We start from the raw sequence: 17,706 nt of genomic DNA on the forward strand, positions 1-17,706 counted from the left end.
CTATAGGTTTTTCAGAATAGGTAATTATTCTACAGTAACCCGTACTCCTTCACTATGACTACTGAATTCGGGTGCGTACATACTTTGGATGGAGGTGATGCCATTGCTGAATTCACCAGCGTTGTTAACTCGTACATCATATTCAAAAATATACACACCTTTAGGTAAAAAGTCAAAAAAGAAATTGGTGCTCGCATCCTTAGTGCTTTCATAGTAGCCCAAACCGTCTTGCCATTTGTATTGGGATAAGACATTAACGGGTTCAAAACCTGCGGCCCGCATGTCTTTCATATGTATGAATTCCATATCACGGTCCGATTTTAATTCGATTCGAATACGAACAAGGTCTCCGACGTGTAGAGAGGTCTTCTCTGTGATTTCCGAAATGATTTCCCCTGTAGCCGTATTCTTTTTTAAGAATAGTTTTTTCTTCAATTTCAGGGGCGTTTCTGCACTCGTAATCTTATCCAAATCCTCAAAATACTGCCAATATAAAGCTCCCCAGGCGATACCTTCGCCTTTTTTGCTAAACTGTACATTGGCCATTTTCGGTTCTATTTCGGTTCCGTTCCAAGAGGTTTTAAAGTATCCTGTGCCCGCTTCGGTTTTCACATTTTCTAAGGTAGCAGGTTGTATTTTTTTACCTTCCACCAAAACGTCAACGTTTTCAGTAATGGATAACCAGTCATTGCCTTGGAGCAATAAAGCATAAATAGCGGCCGTAGTTGCTTTTGTTGTACTCCATTGGTTGGTTTGCTTGTTTTTTAATAACCAAATTTTAAGGTTGTCGATAGTTTTTGTATCCGTTGGGCGGATTTCTGAAAAAACTTCTATCAATAGTGCTTGGGTTTCAATTGGGGCTTGATACCAATTCCATGAGCTCGTATTTTTCTTCCAGTACATGCCCAATTCATCGGAGGTAATACTATTCTCGTCCAGTGATCTAAGTATTTTATTAGCGGTGTTGGTATCATCCATTCGATGAAGGGCCAATGCTAACATCCCTTGGGAGAGCAGGCCTTTGTTCATCCAATACTTTTGGGCCTGACCTTTATAATAGTCGGTAATTTCCTTAGCTTTTTTAGAGGCTGTAAATTCATTAAAGAAACTGGTCATATATAAGTACTCAATCTGAGTTACACTTAAATGATCCTCGTTCATATTGGAGGTATGCTTTTTCATTTGTTCATACTCTTTTATGAATTCAATTTCCAAGTAAGAAAGCGCCTTTTCAACCATATCAGATTGGCCGCCGTCTATTGCCGTAGTTATGTTTAAATGGTTCAAATGACCTAATCCGGTAATGATATGCTGGGTAATGTATCGGTTGTCGGGTCCGCCATTGAACCAAGGCCAAGCCCCGCTCGATTTTTGATTTTGCTTTAATTTAGAAATGGCCGCCCTTTGTTCATTCTTTATCTTGTTGAGATTGAACAATAAGCCAATACGTTTTTTCTGTTCGGTTTCAGATTGTGCGTCGCGTAACCATGGGGTTTCTTGTATCAACAGGGATTTTAGTTCCTCATTCTTTTCAAGATTACTCAATAAAGCATCTGAATTTGCCCATTGTTCGAATACTTTCCTGATTCTCGGATTACTATTCGCAATGTGGCTAGCTAAGGTGTTCGCATAATATTTGGCAAAAGTTTGTTCGCTACATTCGTATGGGTATTCCATTAAATACGGGAGTGCCTGTACCGCGTACCAAGCAGGATTTGATGTGATTTCCAATGTCAATTTATGATTGGTGAGCGTGGTGGAGGTATTATCGCGAAGTTTCTCTAAAGCGAAATTCTTGGTCTGGTTACTTCTAACCCATAATGGCAAGGTTTCGGTGACTAAAATACGGTTGGTTAAAACCGGTAACATATTTTGTTCCCCGTCACTATAATCACCGGCTTTCGCTACAATTTTATATTGAACGGATTGAAGTTCTTCAGGTATCGCTAATCGCCATGCTACTTGGATGTTTCCTAACGAGTCTACTTGAAATGAACTTTCGCTCGCCTGTTCAGTGTTAAAAGGAATTATTAGCTGTTGTGAAATATCTTTTCCTGTAAGACCATCGGTCAATTCCAATTTAGCAGAACCTTTTAATACTTTATCGGTCAAGTTTGAAATTTTACTGCTGATTACAATAGTATCGCCTTCCCTTAAAAATCGTGGTGCATTGGGTAGCACCATTAGTTCTTTTTGCGTTACTGTGCTAAGGTTTTTGATAGTGCTTTCCAGCTCCTTGGTATGGGCCAATAGTTGCAAATTCCAACGCGTTAATGCTTCGGGAGTAGTAAAACTGAAGGAGACATTACCTTCTTTGTCCGTTAAAAGTTTCGGAAAGAAAAAGGCTGTTTCTTGCAGGTTTTTACGAATTACCACTGAATCAAAATCGGCTTTTTCTTGTTGGACTTCCGCTTCCGATGAAGAGTCTTTGTCCGAATCTTCGCGTGCTAAATCATTACTACTCGTAGTAACTACCTCTTCCATTACAGCTTCATTTTCCATCATTCCAGCATTAGCGGGTGATAAGGACATCGACATTTTTCTAGTTCTTTGGTCATAAAACAATCCTCCGTAACCAAAATGAAGACCAAACCAATTCAGTGAATCGAAATGTAATGGGGTGTAGTTAGTACCGCCATAGTTCTGATAGGTATTAAAACTATTGATGGAAAAACTGTTGTAGGCATTCGGGATTAAATATGAATAATAGGAGGACCTATTTAACGGATTGAAATCCCAAGTATGTCCTTTAAATTGATCCAGGGAAGCATCGTACATACTGGCCAATAGTTCTGCCGAAACTTTGTCCCCTTTTGGGCCTTTTACCGTAAAGGACCAAGTTTCCTCTGTTCCAGGAGCTATTTTATCCCTGAACGATACTGTTTCTATTTGTAAGTCGCTGCTAGGATAGGGCACTTTAATACTATAACTGTTAGATTCAAAATGGTTAGCGAAGGCATAACTATAATGAACGGAGAACCCACCTAAATCATTTGCTGTTACGGGTAATTTTATGGTCTTTGAATTGCCGTTTAAAGTCACTAAAACAGAATCTACTACCTCATGGTTCTTTTCGACGGTTACGCTAATGGTAATATTCTTCGCGCCTGAGAGAAAGGTTATTTTGGCTTCTTCTCCTGCTGCATATTGGGTTTTATCAGTTTTAATTTGAAGTAACTGGTTGTCCGTCGGTTTTTTGTCATCGTTGCTGGTCAGGTTAATTAGGGCAACGTCCTTGACCGTTTGTCCAAATTTATCCTTCGCTTCTAATTCCATTTTATAGTATCCTGTTTCCCATTTTTTGATGTTTCCTAAATCTAATACTTTAGATTTTTCCGTATCAAAACTGGACTCCCAAACGAGGTTTCCTTTTTTCCAGTTAATGGGATCATCCTCATTCGTAAAGGCATCATGGGGATAGATTTTTTTAAAGTTATCTTTTGTGAACCCGGGATAATCTGGTGCGGGCCAAGGTCTCGGACGCAATACATTTTCAGGTGCTTTTAATTTGTACAGCTTCACATCGCCATCGGCAGGTACGAATTCACCATTTAGATTGCTGCTGGCAATACTGAATTTAGTACTATCGCTATTTTTGTTCAAGGTTTCTGAAATAATAAGGTCTACGTTTAAAGCGTGATAGCCAACCTTGATCAAGGTGGTGGTGCTTCGAGTTTCTCCGTTGATGTCGGTCACATCCGCTGTTACTTCATAATTAAAAGTGGGTAGATTTTTTTTATCAATGCTAGGATCTGGAATGGCTTTGAACTCTATTTGGTAGTTTCCCGATGAATCCGTTGTGGTTTCACCATGGGCTATTTCTTGTGGTGTACCATTGAAATATGGTCGCGACCAATAGTACCATTTTGGAAAATAGACCACTCTTTTGACCCGATAGGTTACTTTAGCATCTGAAATAGCACTACCGGCATAAGCCGTAGCTTTACCCACTAGTTTTATACTGTCATTGATCCGATAGGTTTCGGTAACTGGTTCAAAAGAGGTTTCGAATTTAGGTCTTTTATACTCCTCTACAGAAAAGCTTGTATAACCATATAAATTAATATCATCAGAATCTACCTTCAATGAGAAATTACCTGTAAGTCCGTTTGCCGGAAGTATGAATTCTCCTGAGAATGAACCGAATTCATTGGTCATAAAGGATTGTGTCGTTACTTCTTGTCCATTCACATCCTGTAGCTTAACTTCAACCGAAGTCTGTTTAAGGATACTTGATTTTCCTTCCTCCTGTCGTACCGCGATACCTTTGAAATAAAGGGTTTGTCCGGGTCTATAAATGCTTCGGTCTGTAAACAGGAAGCAAGAATATCTAATTTGGTCTGTATTTTGAGGGTTACTTCTATTGATATTATAATTGCTGAAATAGGCTTTGTCTTGTCCTTTTTTGACAGTGATATCAATGTTGCTCCACGTATCTCTATTCTTTGTTATGCTAAAACCTCCTTTTTGATCCGTATTAAAAGATTGATGCTTTTTGCGCCCATCATAATTGGTGCGATAACTAAATGTTATTTCTGCGTCCTGTACGGCTTGGCCGTTGGTACGGTCAATTACTTGAAAGAGCGTGTGTGTTTCGGTTTGTGTTTCAATTAGTGCGAGGTCGGTCACTTGTACCGTTGCATAGGCAAAAGCGTTACTGTCTTTCGGCATTGGGCTTGCTAGAACGGTGTAATATCCATTTTCCAATGGAGGCATGGAAATTTCGGTACTGTGGGTTTGATATTCGTACTCTGTTTTCAGCGATGTAGACCATGATTTAACAAGGGCCAGCTGCTGAATAAATTCATGTCTTTTTTCTTCAGGATATAATTTGTCAAGTTCAGCGAGTTCTTCTTGGGTTATTTTATATGCGGTCAAATTTAGATTCGAATAATTTTTATAGGATACCAACAAACGAGCAATGGTATTGTTGGGGATGTGTTTTTCTGAAGTTATTTGTAAGCTTGGGGCTTCTATTTGTGATTTTAGGGCCCGGCATTTATCGGCACCTAAACTCTTGGGAAAGGTTGCGATAACCCTATCACATAGAGCGATCGCTTCTTTTAATTTCCATTGATGCTCCGTATCTGTCTTTGGGTTATAACGAAGTCCCTGCTTCTGGTAATGATGGGCGATTTCATACGTGTATAGGGCGGAAATCGGACTATTTTTTATGCTTTCCTCTGAATTTTTGAGCACCTCAAGATAGAGATCATCCTTGCCGTTGAAAGTAGCATGTTCATGAATGAAATTCAGTCGCTCAATATCAGCCAGTACCAAGGGTTTCATATCGGGATTTCCAAAGTGGAAAGCGATTAACCGGCTATATAGTTCAAGCGATTTTGCTTGTAATGATAATTCATTGGCATCGGCCATATTGATGAAACTGAAACTGTAGGCTTCACATAAGAGTTCTGGGCTAGCAATTTCAAAGTTATAGGCTGGCTTATTGATACTATTTTCGCTAGTAGTATAGAAATCGAGCGCATTGTGTGCTAAAAGGTCAAATAAGGTCGGTCTGTATGCATTTGAATTTTCCTGTTCGTTCAGGATAACATTGAATTGGGAAATATTTGTTTTTTGTAACTCTATGCTATTTTCCAGGGAAGTTTTGAAGTGAATGTCTATTTCCTTGAAAATAGTGGTTAAGTCCCATGTTCTGAAATCAACGGAATCTACTTTAGCTTCTGTAGTTGTTCTATTGTAAAATCGGTAGCGGTTTTGTTGAAAATATTGCCAGTAGAGATTGGCTAAATAACTGTGAAGAATATTCTTAGTGGGACTTTCTGCTTTTTCTATTTCCTCTTTAAAATCATTTACGATGCTTAATTGGGCATCTTCTTCTAAAATTAGGGAAAACTTGGATTTATAAAGCAGGGCTTTTATAAGTTGACCTTCATTTTTATCGGCCTTGGCTTTTTCGTAAATGTTTTCGACCTCGTTGAGTGCCGACTTTGTCAATGCCTGCTCCTCCAATTTTTGGACCTTTTTCCAAAGAGACTCGAAGGGATCATTATTTTGTGCATTGCCAAACTGAGCAAACAAGATGATGCTTAGAATAAAATATACGTTCTTCATAGATGTAAAATTACAATACAAAACTGTGCCAAGTTTGCTGCGATGACAATCAAAAATGAGTGAAATACGTTTTTGGGTTAGACAACTTATGTTAATCCTAAATTTAAAGCCACATTTTTTTCCTAAAGCGCTTTAAGGAGTCCCCCATCAATGGGAAGGTTGATACCGGTAATATAAGCGGCCTTATCCGATGCTAAAAAGGTCGTTAAATAGCCGTATTCTTTTGGGTCTCCAATGCGTTGCACGGGCACTTTCGACTCCATTTCGTTGCGAACTTCGTTTTGGTCGATACCTAATTGCTCGGCTTTTTTAGCATTGAGCTGATGGATACGATCCGTGTCAAAATAGCCTGTAAGTACATTGTTCACGGTAATGTTGTATTTACCAACATCAGAGGCCAAAGATTTGGCCCAAGTTACTACAGCCGCTCGAATGGAATTTGAAAGTGCCAAATAGGAAAGCGGTTCTTTTACCGAAATCGAAGCAACATTAATAATTCTTCCCCATTTGTTTTTCACCATACTTTCTAACGCGAGTTCAGTGGTGAAAACGACGGTTTTAAAAAGCAAGTCGAATGCTTCTTGATAATCTTCTACCTTTTTTTCAAGCGCACTTCCTGCAGACGGACCTTGGGTATTGTTCACTAATATATCGATGACGTTATTTTCGAAATAAGCGTTGATTGTTTTTTTGTATCCCGTAAAATCGCTAAAGTCAACCACTAGATATTGATGATGCTGACCTTGGTTTGTTGGTAATTCTGAAACAATTTTCTGTAACTTTTCTTCACTATGCGACATAAGAGTGACACTTGCGCCACTTTCTGCCAATTGTCGTGCAACGGCCTTTCCTATACCGCCACTGCTGCCACCAACCAATGCTTTTTTATGTACTAATGATATGTTCATTTTTTTCTGCTTTATTCATTTGTGAATTTATTCCACAAGTATTCTATAAATTCCTGTCTGCTTGTCCAGCTCAAAATTGGCATCCTTAACACTTATTTCTTTGTAAGTGGTAAAGCTGCAACAATTTGCGGTTTTTCTCTCCGCATCTACTTTAAATTTGAAAATGGAAGTATTTGATACTTCAAAGGAAAGAGATACGACTTCGGTTTTCCAACCAATGTTGTTTAATTGAATGAGGTCAACATTGTTCTCTGTGATAAACTTAAACTCGAACGTTTTGTCCCTGTCAAGAACATTAACGATTTTTAATTCTTCGATCTTGTAAGTACCATTGGTAAATAGATTCTCTCTGCTTTCATTGTCAACTATTTGAAATGTAAAACTTTGAGGTGGTGTAAAACAGTCCTGGCCACAATCTTGTTCAAGATTACAACTTTGTAAAATACAAAGTAAAATGAGTGCCGATAGTTTTTTCATCTTTGTTATTTGTACAGTAGATGTAGAATTTGAAAATGGTTGTTTCTGACCAAGCTCTTATTTGTATTCTTCTCGAGTAGGACTAAAAACATCCATTAACCTACAAACCGTTAAGGCCCTGCCACTGTGTTTTGCGTAGGGAGCGATAATAACGATATCTCCCGGATGGTAAACTTTAGTTTTTCCGTCCAAGGTGAATTCAAAATCTCCTTCAAGAACATGCATGATCTGCTCGTTCATATGGCTATGTTCAGGTACTTGCGCATCTTTTTCAACTTCCCAAAAAGCTATGCTCATGTTTTCAGCGTGTATCATTTTACCGTGATAGCCGGGCATAATTTCTTTTGATGGAATGTTCTGTAGTTCTAAATGCATGAATTTAATTTTCGGGGTAAGGTAAAAAGAATAGTGGTCTTTCTAAAATGATTTGTGCTACCCTGCTCAATACGTATCTTTGACCCGAAAAATAATACTAATGAACATACATTTTATTGCCATCGGGGGTAGTGCCATGCATAATTTGGCTTTAGCGTTGAAACATAAGGGATACACCATTACGGGTAGTGACGATGTGATTTTTGAACCTTCAAGGTCAAGGTTGGCGACAAAGGGATTGTTGCCAGAGGAATTCGGTTGGTTTACTGAGAAGATTCACATAGGATTGGATGCCATTGTTTTAGGGATGCATGCAAAGGCTGATAATCCGGAATTATTGAAAGCCCAAGAACTAGGTTTGACGATTTATTCCTATCCCGAATTTCTATATGAGCAATCTAAGAATAAAACCCGTGTCGTAATCGGTGGAAGCCATGGAAAGACAACTATTACCTCCATGATTCTTCATGTGCTTAAGTATCATGATATCGCGGTCGATTATATGGTGGGTGCCCAATTAGATGGTTTCGACAGAATGGTACACCTTACCGAAGAGAATGATTTTATAGTATTGGAGGGCGATGAATATTTGTCATCACCTATTGATCGTAGGCCCAAATTTCATTTGTACAAACCTAACATTGCCCTGTTAAGCGGTATCGCTTGGGACCATATCAATGTGTTTCCCACTTTTGAGAACTATTTGGAACAGTTCAGCATTTTTGTAGATAGCATCGTAAAAGGAGGAAGTATCACTTATAACGAAGAAGACGAAGAAGTCAAAAAAGTAGTGATGGCTTCTGAAAATGCAATAAGAAAATTACCGTATTCCACTCCTGAATATAGTGTGGAAAACGGCGAAACACTTTTAGAAACTCCAGAGGGGCCTATGCCTATTGAAGTTTTCGGGAAACATAATCTGAGTAATCTCGCCGGGGCCAAATGGATCTGCCAGAATATGGGTGTAGATGAGGAAGATTTTTACGAGGCGATTGCCTCTTTTAAAGGAGCTTCCAAACGTTTGGAAAAAATTGCAGAGGGTAAAACGAGTATCGCTTATAAAGATTTTGCCCATTCGCCAAGTAAAGTTGCCGCTACTACAAAAGCGGTTAAAGAACAGTTTCCTGATCGAAAATTACTTGCTTGTTTGGAACTGCATACGTACAGCAGTTTTAATCCCGAATTCTTAAAGGAGTACAAGGGCGCGTTGGATGCTGCCGATGAAGCGGTCATCTTTTATTTGCCCGAATCCGTTGCTATTAAAAAATTAAAGGAAGTTTCTCCAGCTCAAATTTCGGAGGCTTTTGAACGAAACGACTTAAAAATCTTCACCGATGCCGAATCCTTTCACGGTTTTATTGAAAATCGTCATTATAAAAACTCCACCTTATTGCTCATGAGTTCCGGTAATTACGGTGGATTGGATTTAAAGAAGTTAAATAGTTTGGTCGATTGATTTCTAGTAGTTCGTACTGAGAACAAAGCAGCGAGTTTTACTTAAAAGCTCAGGAATCAAATCCCAAACTGTCGTAAGTGATGGTCTATATGCTTGTATTCTAGTTGTCCCCATTGTTCTTTGGTGAACGAACCGAATATAGGATGCGGATGCCATTTCTCTCGATCTTTTATATTATGAAATTCATCGATCAAGTTCTGCAATTTTAAATACTCGGCATCAAAATCCTTTTCTTCTTTCGCTTTCAATTGAGGAGCGGTCGGCAGGTTTTTACGCCAAGGTTTATCGTTGTACATGGAATTCTTGAAAAAAGTTTTGACAAACCAATTTCCTTTAGAGGAATTGGGCTTGTTCTCAAGGGCTATCCTTAATGGCAATTGACAATGCCAGCACATTTGACCAACCGTCATTTTACCCCATTGTCTTTTGGAATCTGCAGAGAGTTTACTTAATCGTTGCTTGATTTCTTGGTGTCCTGCTTGCGTTAAAAGTGATTGCATCGTGTTGATTTTTAATTGATGATTAAATTAGTACAAAATAATTAGTTCAGTATCTTTATCAGATGCAGGAAAAGCCAAAATCTTTTTCCATAAAAAATTGGTCCGATGACGACAAGCCGAGGGAAAAATTGGTTTCCAAAGGGCGTTCTGTTTTATCCGATGCCGAACTTATCGCTATTTTGATCGGTTCTGGAAGCAGATCCGAGAGTGCGGTCGAACTTTCTAAACGTATTTTAGCCTCTGTGGACAATAATTTGAACGAATTGGGTAGACTTAGCATAAAACAACTCATGGCGTTCAAAGGTATTGGTGAAGCAAAAGCGGTAAGTATAGCTGCGGCCTTGGAGGTGGGAAGGAGAAGGAGGGGAGAGGATTCGTTGAAAATTGACAAAATTGGGAGTAGCCAAGATGTATATCATCTTTTGCAACCGATTATGGGTGAGTTAGAACATGAAGAATTCTGGATTATCTTTTTGAACAATTCCAATAAAGTACTGCATAAGGCACAATTGAGCAAAGGAGGCATTACGGGAACACTGGTCGATGTCCGTTTGATTATGAAGCAAACCTTAGAACTTGGGGCGGTTGCCATTATCTTGGCGCATAACCATCCGTCGGGAACCTTAAAACCAAGTGCAGCGGATAAGCAGATCACTCAAAAAATAAAGTTGGCCTGTGAAACTATGGACATTAAGGTTTTAGATCATTTAATCGTTACCCAGAAAAGTTATTATAGTTTTGCCGATGATAAAATCCTTTAAATGTTATTGATCTATACCCATAAAATTACCCCGCGCCTCACCTATATTATGAGGCATATCTTCGTGAACTTATTAGGTGTAGCTATTGATTTCACCACAAAAGTAGAAGAGTTCATTAAACATTCAGGACCAAAAATAACGTATACCAAACAACCTTTACAGAACGAATTTTTTATACGGAGCAACGAACTTTTGTTTGAACAGGGAATAAACGATATTCAAATCAATCTTGCTGATTGGGATGGAACGCCTTGTTTCTTTTCTAATGGGGAGCGAAGTAATCTTCCGTTTGATATTTTTGCAGCTAGTTTTTTTCTTATTTCAAGATACGAGGAGTATTTACCGCATGTTAAGGATATACATGGTAGGTTTTCCCCAAAAGATAGTCTTGCTTATCAGAATGAATTCCTACAAAAACCCGTGGTCGATATTTGGGCCTACAAATTGTTGGATGCACTTAAAGCTAAATTTGATGGTCTTGAACATAAAAAAAGAGCTTATGACTTTATTTCAATTCTAGACGTAGCTACTTCACATTGCTATGCGAACAGGGGAATTGTAAGAGGTTTTGCGGGTTTGATAATGGATCTGGGTACCTTTAAATTCAAACGGGTTTATGAACGTATCGCTGTGGGTTTAAAGAAACAAAAGGATCCTTATGATAATTTTGCTGAATTGATTGCTTTACATAAACTATACGGCGTAAAAAGTAACTTCTTTTTTCAATTCGCAGACTACTCCAAGTATGACAAGAATGTTTCTACCAACAGTATTCGATTCAAGTCGCTCATCAAATATGTTGCAGATTATGCGCCTGTCTCTTTAGCAGCTTCCTATAGTTCCTTTTCGGATCAAGAGTTATTGAAAAAGGAAAAGGCCAATCTAGAGGAGGTAATTAATAGACCAGTGAATAACGCTAAAATGCGTTACAATAGGGTAGACGTTCCAGTAACCTATAGAAATTTAATTTCTGCCGAGTTTACAGATGATTATACCATGGGCTATACTTATGAATTAGGTTTTCGGGCAGGTACCTGCACCCCGTTTCAATTCTATGATATTCCTCTAGAGGTAAAACAACCGATAAAAATACATCCCTTTGCCGTTCATGATTATGCCTTGGCAAAAATAAAAAGGGAGCAAGTTATTTTACAGCAAGTAAATATATTGGGTGAGCAAGTAAGGAAAGTCAACGGTACATTGATAACCATGTTTTCGAACGAACTGTTAGGGAACAAAGATGAGCAAGATTGGATGTCGGTTTACGCCAAAATAATGGAAGAACAACATGCGTAAAGATCAGATTACCGATATTTTTTTCGACTTGGACCATACCCTTTGGGACTTTGAAAAAAACTCTGCATACACTTTTCAAAAAATATTTCTTGAGCAAGAAATAAATTTGGGACTTGACGATTTCTTGAGGGTGTATGTGCCGGCCAATCTCAAATATTGGAAGATGTACCGTGAAGAACGAATAACCAAAGAAAATCTTCGGTATCAGCGGTTAAGGTCGGTTTTCGATGCTTTGGGCTATTCGGCTACTGATGAACTTATCCATTTTTTAGCTGATGAATATATAAATCATCTTTCCTCTTTTAACCATCTTTTCCCTAATACCGTTGAGGTCTTGGAGTATCTAAAACCCAAATATAAGTTGCACATTATAACCAACGGATTTCAAGGAATACAGGAAAAGAAATTAAGGAATTCTGGTATTTATGGCTACTTTGATCAAATAATTGATTCGGAAATGGCCGGAGTTAAAAAACCAAATCCTATTATTTTTAAGCTTGCCTTAGAAAAAGCTAGAACTACTTCCCGTAAATCCTTAATGATAGGCGATAGTTTAGAGGCCGATATTCTTGGCGCAAAAGCGGTAGGCTTACACACATTACATTTTAATGCCCATAGGGAAGAAGAACATCCACATGCCCCAATTATTTACGATTTACAGGAAATAAAATCACTTTTATAGAGTTAGTATTAGTAGAGATTCCGCTTGGAATTCAATAATACTTGGTACCTATGAAGGCTGTACGGGTTCTTATAATTATCTTACTTGGTTTTTTAGGTGTAAGTTCTTGTTCAGAAAAGCAAGATTTTGATCAAATGGAGAATCTTGCGATAACCCCGACCTATGAGACCAGCATTTTTTATGTAAAGGCTCAAGAAAGTATTATAAATAGGGTCTCAGGACTTAGCGTTTTTTCCCAGGATTTTAATTTTGATGCGTTTGAGGAGCCCTTTTTTGCTGAACGGGTCCTTTCTGGAGTGTTAAGTTACGAGTTGGAAAATACGACCAGTAAACCCATTGAAATTACGCTCGATTTTTTGGATCCCAATGATACGGTTTTAGATACAGAGTCATTTCAAAGGGATGCCGCTCCGACCGCAACTTTGGTCCGTGATGTAAATTATGGAACAACGGGTAAAAGTTTGGATATCATTAGAAATACTTCTAAGATAAGGTTGACCGCTAGAAATTTAGGCGATAACAGCAGTACTTCTAGTATATCCGATCCGGCAATAGTGCTTCGCTCTAGCGCTAAATTCACCCTTGAATTGAAATGAGTTTAATGCGGTGTTTTTTAATGTGTAGTATTTTATTTGCTTCTTTGGGTATCGCCCAAAACAAAGAAGTGCTCTATGACTTTAACGAAATACCTCAATCTCTTTTGTTAAATCCTGGAATTGAAACGGATTTTAAATGGTACGTTGGGGTTCCCATGTTGTCCGGTATTTCTGGATATGCCGGTTCAAATGGTATATCTGTGAATGATATTTTTGCAGATGATGGCATTGATATTAATGTAAAGGTAAGGGAAAGGGCATTGGCGGTTCTAAAACCTAAGGATGAATTTAGTACAACCGCTCAATTGGAATATTTTAATGGCGGATTTAAACTTGAAAACCCCAATGTTTTCTATTCTTTCGGGGGCTATTTTGAAGTCGACAATATAACCTATTGGCCCCAAGATTATGCTTCGCTCATATTCGATGGAAATGCCGATCAGCTTAATAGAAAATTCGATTTGAGCGATTTAAACTCAAGTGGATCTTTGGTCAACGTCATGCACTTTGGGGTCAATAAAATGGTAAATCGAAATTTGACCTTAGGGATTAGGGGGAAGCTCTATTCGGGCATTCTCGATTATCGTTCTACACATAACAAGGGATATCTGGTAAATACGCAAGGGCAGAATAATACGATTGCCACCACCTTAGATGCAGATATGGTTTTACATACTTCGGGAATAGAGGCCTTAGACGACGCGAATGATTCTGGTTCTACATCGAACGCGTTAGTGAAAAGAGCTTTGTTGGGCGGTGATCTGGGCTTGGGGTTGGATGTAGGCTTCACCTATCACCTGTCAGAAAGAACTACCCTGACAGGAAGTATTTTGGATCTAGGATTCATGTACCACACTAATGACGCTAAAAATTATACGCTGAAGGGTAGGGAAACGGTCGAAGGTATTGAAATAGATGTTGTAGAGGATTTCGCAAATCTCAATAGAGATTTCTGGCAAGACTTGGTAGATGATGTTGAAAGGTTGATCCCTTTTGATACGGATACTCACAGTTATTTAAGCCTTCGGCCCACTAAAATCTATGGTTCTATACGCCATGATTTTGGTCAAGCAATAGGGGGCGGTAAGAGTGGGTTTCAATGTGATTGTACGGTTGGATCATCAAAGGCAGGCGAACTTCGGTCTGCGTACAGAAATTCAATAGGTGCTCAGTTCTATGCAATTAATAGGCCAAGAGGTCCGCAAGCAGCACTTACAGCTTTTTACACGCGGAGGGTTGGAAATATTCTAGCCATTAAAACTACCTACACTGTCGATAAATTTAGTTATAGTAATGTTGGTTTAGGAATGAACGTTCAAGCAGGACCAATAAATTTTTATCTGATGGCTGACAACTTGTTATCCTATCAAAATATTGCGGCCAGCAATTACGCTTCTTTTCAACTAGGATTGAATATTATTTCTTGGGGAAGGAAAAAGTAGCCCATCTTCCTTCTCCCATATTGATTTTTGGCACACTTTTTTCATATATTACCATGGATTTTAAAGTAAAATATTTTGAAAATAGTAGTTGTAATTACATGCTTGATGATAGGTTATTTAGGTTTTTCTCAGTCAGACCTAAATAATTATAAATACATAATTGTTCCAAAAAAGTTTGAAGGCTTTAAGAAAGCCAATCAGTATCAGACCAGTACGCTAATTAAATATCTGTTTGAGGGTAAAGGTTTTGCACCTATATATGACGATGCATTACCAGAAGATTTGAGCAAGAACCGGTGTTTGGGTCTATTGGTAGAATTGCAAGATAATAGCAATCTGTTCACTACTAAAACCACTATCGTTCTTAAAGACTGTAATGGCGTTTTGGTTTTTACAACTATGGAAGGTACCAGTAAGATAAAGCAATATAAGGAGGCCTTTAATGAGGCAATCAGAGAAGCCATGCGCTCTTTTAACAGTGTTGATTATGCTTACAACGGAGAACAGTCGGCCAATACTACCCAAGAGCCTATTACCGTCAGTTTTAAAAATGATGTTAAAAAACCGGAGAAATCCAAGACCCCAACAAGTGTGGATTCTAGGAAGGACGATATCAATAATGGGGTAATAGAGCAAAAATCTACGGAGACAGAGCAGTTTTATAAGGACAAGACTCCTGTGGCCTCGAATGTGACCAAAGGTGAAAAAACGATACCAACTGCTATAAAACAATTGGAAAATGAAAAAAACTCCATTGACGAGGTTTGGTATGCACAGCCTACAGAAAATGGATATCAATTGGTAGATAACACTCCTAAAATTCGCATGAAATTATTGAAAAGTTCCGCTGAAAATGTATACATGGCCCAATCCGATGCAAAGAATGGAATGGTCTATCAAAAAGATAAGCAATGGATTTTTGAATACTATGAGAATGGAGCATTGGTACAGGAAAAACTGAACATCAAATTCTAAAAATCATATTTGTGCTTCCACCTTTTCTTTAAAAAATCACTCAGCGCATTTTCGCGTTGATTATTTCCTGGTTTGTAAAAAGATGAGCCCTTAATTTCTTCAGGAAGAAATTCGGCATCCACAAAATTGTTCTGGTAATCATGGGCGTATTTATATTCCTGTCCGTATCCCAAATCCTTCATTAATTTGGTAGGCGCATTACGCAAAGGTAGTGGCACAGAAAGATTTCCGGTTTGTTTAACAGCTTGTTGTGCCTTTCCGATGGCCAAATAACTCGCATTGCTCTTTGCCGAAGTTGCTAAATAAATGGCACATTGGCTAAGTACGATACGTGCCTCTGGATAACCGATAGTGGTTACGGCCTGAAATGTTGTATTCGCTATGACTAGCGCCGTCGGATTTGCCAATCCAATATCTTCCGATGCCGATATGAGCATTCTCCTAGCGATGAATTTTACATCTTCGCCACCTTCTATCATTCTGGCTAACCAATAAACGGCACCGTTAGGATCACTGCCTCGTATCGATTTGATAAATGCCGAAATGATATCATAATGCTGTTCCCCGGTTTTGTCATAGAGAACCGTATTTTTTTGCACTTTTGAAAGTACTAAGTCATTGGTAATCTTAATATTATCGCTTTCTTCAGAGTTGACGACCAGTTCGAAAATATTCAATAATTTTCTTCCATCCCCTCCAGATAATCGTAGTAAAGCCTCTGTTTCTTTGAGGTTTATTTTCTTTGATTTGAGGTGATTATCCTTTTGCATTGCCCTTGTAATAAGATTTTCCAAATCTTCTTTTCCAAAAGCATTCAGAACATATACCTGACATCTGGAGAGCAGAGCAGGAATAACTTCGAAACTAGGATTTTCGGTTGTGGCTCCAATTAAGGTGACCCATCCCTTTTCAACAGCTGCTAAAAGTGAATCTTGTTGAGATTTACTGAAGCGATGTATTTCATCAATGAAGAGAATGGGGTTTTTGGCCGTAAACAATCCCCCCGCTTGTTTTGCTTTGTCGATGACTTCACGTATATCTTTTACCCCGCTGTTTATGGCACTCAGTACGTAGAATGGACGCTTGCTTTCTTCGGCAATGATGTTCGCCAAGGTTGTTTTTCCGGTTCCTGGAGGCCCCCAAAGAATGAGCGAGGGAATAATTCCTTTTTTGATCTGATGTGTCAAGGAGCCTTTTTCACCAACCAAGTGATGTTGACTTATATATTCATCTAATGTTTTCGGGCGTACCCGTTCAGCTAAAGGTTCATTCATGGTACAAAAGTATGATAATCTTAAAACAGAAGATAATTCTATACCATCAATCCATAACTTTAAAAGGAAGAATGACAATATGACTAATTTTTATAGTTTGGTGATATAATTGAGAAATTGCTTCTAAATTTAATCTCATGTCAGAAAAAGGACATTTTAAATTTTCTAATAGCATTCTAATAATCCCTTTATTAGCCATGATTTTGATTTGGGCGGTGTATTGGTTGGAACTAGCTTTTGGGATAAATCTAAATGAGTACGGTGTTATGCCCCGAAAGCTCTCTGGTTTAAAAGGGGTGTTTTTAAGTCCTTTTATCCATGGTTCCTTGAAGCATTTGTATAATAATACCATTCCTTTAGGAATCTTATTAACTGCCCTTTGGTATTTTTATAGGGGTGTTGCGTGGCGAATTGTCATTTATGGAATACTATTGTCAGGGTTTTTAACTTGGCTCATAGGTCGCACGTCTTATCACATAGGAGCTAGCGGACTTATTTATGTATTGGCAAGTTTTATATTTTTTAAAGGAATTTTCAGTAGCTATTATAGGCTTATAGCACTATCGCTTATCGTAGTGTTTATTTATGGAAGTTTACTTTGGTACATTTTTCCAGTAAAGGATGGAATTTCATGGGAGGGTCACTTGTCCGGTTTTGTGACCGGATTATTTCTAGCATTTTTGGTAAAAGCAAAAACCCCGGACCCTAAAAAATTCGCTTGGGAACAGGATGATTTTAAGGAAGAGGATGATCCTTTTTTACGCCATTTTGATGAAGAAGGAAATTTTATTGAATTACCGGAAGATGATAGGAATAATGCCGATGAGGATTATGGGGTGAATTATATCTATAAACCAGTTGATAAAAACAATGTTCGCGAATGATG

Annotated in this window: 14 protein-coding genes; 8 read left to right on the top strand and 6 right to left on the bottom strand. The window is 38.3% G+C overall.

From position 1 onward, the window contains the following. Positions 1-24 precede the first annotated feature (24 nt). The 4 genes from ACNR9Q_RS06810 to ACNR9Q_RS06825 all read right to left on the bottom strand — a co-directional run bounded on the left by ACNR9Q_RS06810 (position 25) and on the right by ACNR9Q_RS06825 (position 7,838). Positions 25-6,078, bottom strand: coding sequence for an alpha-2-macroglobulin family protein (locus ACNR9Q_RS06810; RefSeq protein ID WP_419213858.1), 6,054 nt, complete (start codon positions 6,076-6,078; stop codon positions 25-27). A gap of 122 nt (positions 6,079-6,200) precedes the next feature. After that, complete coding sequence (locus ACNR9Q_RS06815) at positions 6,201-6,986, bottom strand: SDR family oxidoreductase (RefSeq protein WP_419213859.1); 786 nt, start codon at positions 6,984-6,986, stop codon at positions 6,201-6,203. A 27-nt stretch (positions 6,987-7,013) separates the two neighbouring features. Beyond that, a complete protein-coding gene (locus tag ACNR9Q_RS06820; RefSeq protein WP_419213860.1) occupies positions 7,014-7,463 on the bottom strand; it encodes a hypothetical protein in 450 nt (149 codons plus the stop codon). A 57-nt stretch (positions 7,464-7,520) separates the two neighbouring features. Then, positions 7,521-7,838: a cupin domain-containing protein gene (locus ACNR9Q_RS06825; protein ID WP_419213861.1), complete on the bottom strand. Its 318-nt coding sequence runs from the start codon at positions 7,836-7,838 to the stop codon at positions 7,521-7,523. Between the two features lie 100 nt (positions 7,839-7,938). Between ACNR9Q_RS06825 and ACNR9Q_RS06830 the strand changes: the two genes are divergently transcribed. Further along, positions 7,939-9,294: a UDP-N-acetylmuramate--L-alanine ligase gene (locus tag ACNR9Q_RS06830; protein WP_419213862.1), complete on the top strand. Its 1,356-nt coding sequence runs from the start codon at positions 7,939-7,941 to the stop codon at positions 9,292-9,294. Between the two features lie 56 nt (positions 9,295-9,350). On the opposite strand, the gene ACNR9Q_RS06835 is transcribed toward ACNR9Q_RS06830, so the two are convergent. Next, positions 9,351-9,794, bottom strand: a complete 444-nt coding sequence (locus ACNR9Q_RS06835; protein ID WP_419213863.1) for a DUF1569 domain-containing protein — start codon at positions 9,792-9,794, stop codon at positions 9,351-9,353. A gap of 62 nt (positions 9,795-9,856) precedes the next feature. On the opposite strand from ACNR9Q_RS06835, the gene radC reads away from it, so the two are divergent. The 6 genes from radC to ACNR9Q_RS06865 all read left to right on the top strand — a co-directional run bounded on the left by radC (position 9,857) and on the right by ACNR9Q_RS06865 (position 15,546). Next, a complete protein-coding gene (gene radC / locus ACNR9Q_RS06840; protein WP_419213864.1) occupies positions 9,857-10,555 on the top strand; it encodes a RadC family protein in 699 nt (232 codons plus the stop codon). Next, the gene (locus ACNR9Q_RS06845) at positions 10,556-11,851 is read left to right on the top strand and encodes a polysaccharide deacetylase family protein (protein ID WP_419213865.1); all 1,296 of its coding nucleotides are present in this window, start codon (positions 10,556-10,558) and stop codon (positions 11,849-11,851) included. It begins immediately after the preceding gene. Then, positions 11,844-12,533 carry a YjjG family noncanonical pyrimidine nucleotidase gene (locus tag ACNR9Q_RS06850; RefSeq protein ID WP_419213866.1) on the top strand — a complete coding sequence of 230 codons (690 nt, stop codon included), beginning with the start codon at positions 11,844-11,846 and terminating at the stop codon, positions 12,531-12,533. Before ACNR9Q_RS06845 ends, ACNR9Q_RS06850 begins: the two co-directional genes overlap by 8 nt. A gap of 50 nt (positions 12,534-12,583) precedes the next feature. After that, positions 12,584-13,129: a hypothetical protein gene (locus tag ACNR9Q_RS06855; RefSeq protein WP_419213867.1), complete on the top strand. Its 546-nt coding sequence runs from the start codon at positions 12,584-12,586 to the stop codon at positions 13,127-13,129. 20 nt (positions 13,130-13,149) lie between these two features. Next, on the top strand, positions 13,150-14,571 hold the full coding sequence (locus tag ACNR9Q_RS06860) for a DUF5723 family protein (protein WP_419213868.1): 1,422 nt from the start codon (positions 13,150-13,152) through the stop codon (positions 14,569-14,571). A 75-nt stretch (positions 14,572-14,646) separates the two neighbouring features. Then, entirely contained in the window at positions 14,647-15,546 is a 900-nt protein-coding gene (locus ACNR9Q_RS06865) for a hypothetical protein (protein WP_419213869.1), read from the top strand. On the opposite strand, the gene ACNR9Q_RS06870 is transcribed toward ACNR9Q_RS06865, so the two are convergent. After that, a complete protein-coding gene (locus ACNR9Q_RS06870; RefSeq protein WP_419213870.1) occupies positions 15,543-16,820 on the bottom strand; it encodes a replication-associated recombination protein A in 1,278 nt (425 codons plus the stop codon). The genes ACNR9Q_RS06865 and ACNR9Q_RS06870 overlap by 4 nt on opposite strands. A 137-nt stretch (positions 16,821-16,957) precedes the next feature. Here ACNR9Q_RS06870 and ACNR9Q_RS06875 point away from each other — a divergent pair, with 137 nt between their 5' ends. After that, positions 16,958-17,704, top strand: coding sequence for a rhomboid family intramembrane serine protease (locus ACNR9Q_RS06875; protein WP_419213871.1), 747 nt, complete (start codon positions 16,958-16,960; stop codon positions 17,702-17,704). Positions 17,705-17,706: the final 2 nt, after the last annotated feature.

It is taken from the genome of Maribacter sp. X9, from assembly GCF_048537565.1.
Classification (GTDB): domain Bacteria; phylum Bacteroidota; class Bacteroidia; order Flavobacteriales; family Flavobacteriaceae; genus Maribacter.

Coding starts and splice junctions, on each gene's coding strand:
- ACNR9Q_RS06810 (WP_419213858.1), bottom strand. CDS start 6,078: ATGAAGAACGTATATTTTATTCTAAGCATCATCTTGTTTGCTCAGTTT.
- ACNR9Q_RS06845 (WP_419213865.1), top strand. CDS start 10,556: ATGTTATTGATCTATACCCATAAAATTACCCCGCGCCTCACCTATATT.
- ACNR9Q_RS06850 (WP_419213866.1), top strand. CDS start 11,844: ATGCGTAAAGATCAGATTACCGATATTTTTTTCGACTTGGACCATACC.
- ACNR9Q_RS06870 (WP_419213870.1), bottom strand. CDS start 16,820: ATGAATGAACCTTTAGCTGAACGGGTACGCCCGAAAACATTAGATGAA.
- ACNR9Q_RS06820 (WP_419213860.1), bottom strand. CDS start 7,463: ATGAAAAAACTATCGGCACTCATTTTACTTTGTATTTTACAAAGTTGT.
- ACNR9Q_RS06860 (WP_419213868.1), top strand. CDS start 13,150: ATGTGTAGTATTTTATTTGCTTCTTTGGGTATCGCCCAAAACAAAGAA.
- ACNR9Q_RS06855 (WP_419213867.1), top strand. CDS start 12,584: ATGAAGGCTGTACGGGTTCTTATAATTATCTTACTTGGTTTTTTAGGT.
- ACNR9Q_RS06825 (WP_419213861.1), bottom strand. CDS start 7,838: ATGCATTTAGAACTACAGAACATTCCATCAAAAGAAATTATGCCCGGC.
- ACNR9Q_RS06875 (WP_419213871.1), top strand. CDS start 16,958: ATGTCAGAAAAAGGACATTTTAAATTTTCTAATAGCATTCTAATAATC.
- radC (WP_419213864.1), top strand. CDS start 9,857: ATGCAGGAAAAGCCAAAATCTTTTTCCATAAAAAATTGGTCCGATGAC.
- ACNR9Q_RS06815 (WP_419213859.1), bottom strand. CDS start 6,986: ATGAACATATCATTAGTACATAAAAAAGCATTGGTTGGTGGCAGCAGT.
- ACNR9Q_RS06830 (WP_419213862.1), top strand. CDS start 7,939: ATGAACATACATTTTATTGCCATCGGGGGTAGTGCCATGCATAATTTG.
- ACNR9Q_RS06835 (WP_419213863.1), bottom strand. CDS start 9,794: ATGCAATCACTTTTAACGCAAGCAGGACACCAAGAAATCAAGCAACGA.